This is a genomic window from Hansschlegelia zhihuaiae (assembly GCF_004103825.1).
GTDB classification, from domain to species: Bacteria; Pseudomonadota; Alphaproteobacteria; order Rhizobiales; family Methylopilaceae; genus Methylopila; species Methylopila zhihuaiae.
Genome location: NZ_RYFI01000052.1, coordinates 1 through 1,167 on the forward strand (window position 1 = coordinate 1; position 1,167 = coordinate 1,167).

At 71.2% G+C, this 1,167-nt stretch carries 1 protein-coding gene; it reads right to left on the reverse strand.

The annotated features are described in order from the left end of the window. Positions 1-26: 26 nt before the first annotated feature. On the reverse strand, positions 27-965 hold the full coding sequence (locus tag EK403_RS22025) for an IS110 family RNA-guided transposase (RefSeq protein WP_128779592.1): 939 nt from the start codon (positions 963-965) through the stop codon (positions 27-29). Positions 966-1,167 lie beyond the last annotated feature (202 nt).

Genomic DNA, 1,167 nt, shown 5'->3' on the forward strand with positions numbered 1-1,167 from the left:
GGGCATCTTCCGTGTTTTGGGTCAAGTTACGCTGCGTGTCGCCATATTTGCTTGTCGCGGGCGATTGCGTTGAGGGTGACGAGCATTTTGCGCATGACGGCGACGAGGGCGACCTTGCCTGGTCGGCGGTTCTGGCCGACGAGGCGATCGTAGAAAGCCTTCATCGGCGCGTTGTGGCGGATCGCCGAGCGCGCGGCGTTGAACAGGACGCGGCGCACGCCCGGCCTGCCGTGGCCTGTGACGGCCCGGCCCCGGGCCTTGCCGCTCTCGCGGGTGCGCGGGGCGAGGCCGACCAGGCTTGCGATCTCCTTGGCCGACAGCCGTCCGAGCTCCGGCAACTCGCCGATCAGCGTCATGACGGTGACCGGTCCGACGCCCTTCAGGCTTTGCAGGCGCGCGGCCATGGCGGCGAGCTCCTGGTCGGCTTCGATGCGGGCCGCGATCGCCGCCTCGATCCCGCAGAGCGCGGCTTCGAGCGCGCCGGCGACGGCCGCGAAGGTCCGGCGCACCGCCGCGTCCTCGGCGAGCGCGGCGCGGCAGCGCTCTGCGTGAAGCAGATCGACCAACTGGCGGCGGCGCGCGACGAGTTCGCGCAAGGCCTCGTCGCCCTCGGCGAGCGGCCTCAGGCCGCGGCCGGAAAGTTCGAGCGCTGCGAAGTCCGCGATCAGGCGGGCGTCGATCCGGTCGGTCTTGGCCTTGACGCCGCGCCTGACCCTGAACGCCGCGATCTCGTTCGGGTGGACGCGGGCGAACGGGACGGCGGCCTCCCGCAACGCCCGGCGCAACGCCCGCTCGTGGCCGCCGGTCGGCTCGAAGGCCGCGAGCGCGACCGACGCTTCGGCCGCCAGGAACGCTGCGATCGCCGCCCCGTCATTGGCGATCCGCACGACCGGACCGCCGCCGTCGCGCGCGGCGTCGATCCAGTCCTTCGACACGTCGAACCCAAGATGAACCTTGCCGGCCATCGCCGCCTCCCGCACGATGTGACCTGGTCCGTCGCGCAGGATTGCATCCGGGCGAGAGCCCCCACTTCCGTACGCGCGATAAGACCGCGACGCCGGCGGGGCCGAGATGCCCACGGTCGACAACGACCCATCCATCTTCCGGAGAGCCCGCCGGCGTCCCCATCCCACCACAAGGGACAGACCACGCAACATGCAATCCATC